This is a genomic window from Pseudoalteromonas sp. Angola-30, from assembly GCF_028599215.1.
Taxonomy (GTDB): Bacteria; Pseudomonadota; Gammaproteobacteria; order Enterobacterales; family Alteromonadaceae; genus Pseudoalteromonas; species Pseudoalteromonas atlantica.
On sequence record NZ_JAQREI010000035.1, the window covers coordinates 1 to 2,655 of the forward strand.

The following is a 2,655-nucleotide window of genomic DNA, read 5'->3' on the forward strand; positions in this document are numbered from 1 at the left end:
GTCAAACAGTTACGGTTACTATTAGCGATGGTGTTAACCCACCGGTTGAAGTGCAAGCCATTGTACAAAATGGCGAATATGTAACAACTCCTATTGATGCAAGCAGCTTAAACGACGGCACATTAACGACCACTGCTACGGCGTCTGATTTAGCAGGTAACCCTGTAAGTGCGCAAGATAGCGTTGAGCTTGATAACACTGCCGCCATTACCACAAGCATTGATAAAACAGCCGATGGCGTTATTAACGGTAACGGCGAAAGTGCAGCCATTGTTGTGCGCGGAACAGTTAGCGATGTTGAAGATGGCCAAACAGTTACGGTTACTATTAGCGATGGTGTTAACCCATCGATTGAAGTGCAAGCCATTGTACAAAATGGTGAATACGTCACAGACTTGATTGATGCAAGCGCATTAAATGACGGCACGCTTACAGCTACATCGAGCGTATCAGATATCGCCGGAAATCCGGCCAATGCACAAGATACCGTTGAGCTTGATAATACCGCTTCGATAGATTTATCTTTGCTTGATTCAGATCAGGTAATTAATAGTTCAGAGCAAGGCAATGTAGTTTTAACTGGTACAACTATTGATGTAGAGCAAGGGCAGCAAGTAACACTTACGCTTACCGACAGCAGTAATGTTTCCAAAGTAATAACTGTAAGTGTTAGCGAAGATGGAACGTGGGAAGTTACTACAGATCAAATAGCTGATTTAGCCGAAGGTCAAATTAACGCTGCTGTTTCGGTTACTGATTCAGCAGGAAACCCAGCCAATTCAGCCCTTACCTTTACAAAAGATACTCAAAGTAGTGTCACGTTAAACATTGCACAAACAGATGATGGTGTAATAAATGGCAGCACTGAAAACTCACAAATTACAATTACAGGCGACGTAGAAAATATCGAAAACGGCCAAGCTATTAGCGTAATAGTATCTGATGGGGTTAACCCAGATCTAGAGTTAAATGGTACCGTTATTGACGGCCAGTATAGTTTTGAAAATGTAGATATATCTAGTTTAAACAATGGCACGATTACAGCCACAGCCACTGTATCAGATTTAGCGGGTAACATTGCAAGTGCAAATGACAGCGTTATTTTGGACCAGTTAGCAAGTGTAACTGTAGCTATTAACGACACAGCTGATAACGTAATTAATGGCAATGATGAAAATACTGCAGTGAGCATTACCGGTAATGTAGCTAATATCGAAAATGGCCAAATTGTAACGGTTATAGTGAGCGACGCAAACAACAGCGAAACCTTTACTGCGGAGGTTATTGATGGTGCTTATACAATTACTAATGCAGATTTATCAGCACTTAATGATGGGACATTAACTGCTACTGCAAGCGTAACAGATATTGCGGGAAATACCGCAACCAGCAGTGATACTGCAGAGCATGACAAACTAGCAAGTACCACAGTTGCTGTTGCAACATCAGATGAGGTGGTGAATGCCGCAGAGCAAAGCAGTGTAGTAATTAGTGGTACCGTTACTGACGTTGAAGCTACGCGAGAAGTTACCATTACATTTAGTGACGGTATTAACCTAGTTACAACTACGGTTGACGTAGATAGTGATGGTAATTGGCAAATAAACCCAAGCGATATAAGTGCTCTTGCAGATGGTGAAATTGAAGTAAGCGTTAGTGTTTTTGATAATGCAGGAAACGAAGCTGTTAACAGTACGGCTTTTACTAAAGACACTAAAGCAACAACCACACTTGACCTTGCTGATGATGTGATAAATGCAGCCGAAGATGAGGTTGTCGCAATAAGTGGTACGGTAACGGACGTAGAAACAACTAGCAATGTAACGGTTACCTTTACTGATCAAAATGGTAATACAGAAGTAATTGAAAATATTCCGCTTGATAGCAATGGTAACTGGTCTATTTTAGCTGCCGATATTAGTGCATTAGCTGATGGTGAAATAACAGCAAGCGTGAGCGTATTTGATAATGCAGGCAATGAAGCCGTCAATAGTGCTCTATTTACCAAAGATACCCAAGCAACTACCTCGTTTGAGCTTAACGACACACTCATCAATGCGGCTGAAGATGAAACGGTTGCATTAAGTGGTAAAGTTGATGATGTTGAATCTACAAATCAGGTTACGGTTACCTTTACCGATAGTAACTCAAATGTAGTGACTATTGAAAATATTGAGCTTGATAATGAAGGGAATTGGCAGGTTGCAGCCGCGGATATTAGTGAATTAGCTGACGGTGAAGTAACAGCCAGTGTTAGTGTATTTGACAATGCAGGTAACGAAGCACTAAACAGTGCAACACTGGTAAAAGATACCCAAGCAACGATCAGCGTAAATGTAGGCGATGACGCTTTTATTAATGCACAAGAGCAAGCTACAGCAAAAGCTGCAGGCACAATAAGTGGCGTAGAGGCTGGGCAAGACGTTGATGTTGTATTAAGAGATAGTAATGGTGATGAACTGCTATCAGCCACAGTTACAATTGATGAGCAAGGTAACTGGGAGCTAGATAGCCCAATTTTACGCTTTTTATCAGATGGTGATTACACCGTTGATGTAACGACACAAGATATAGCGGGCAACGAGGCAACAAGCAGCCTTGATTTCACAAAAGATACGCAAGCCAGTACAACGCTCGTGCTAGAAGACTCAGTAA

The 2,655-nt window shown here is 41.7% G+C and carries 1 protein-coding gene; it reads left to right on the forward strand.

What is annotated here, in order from left to right; genetic code table 11:
- On the forward strand, nt 1-2,655 hold a 2,655-nt coding region (locus PSH54_RS20450; RefSeq protein ID WP_273606998.1), incomplete at both ends, for a beta strand repeat-containing protein.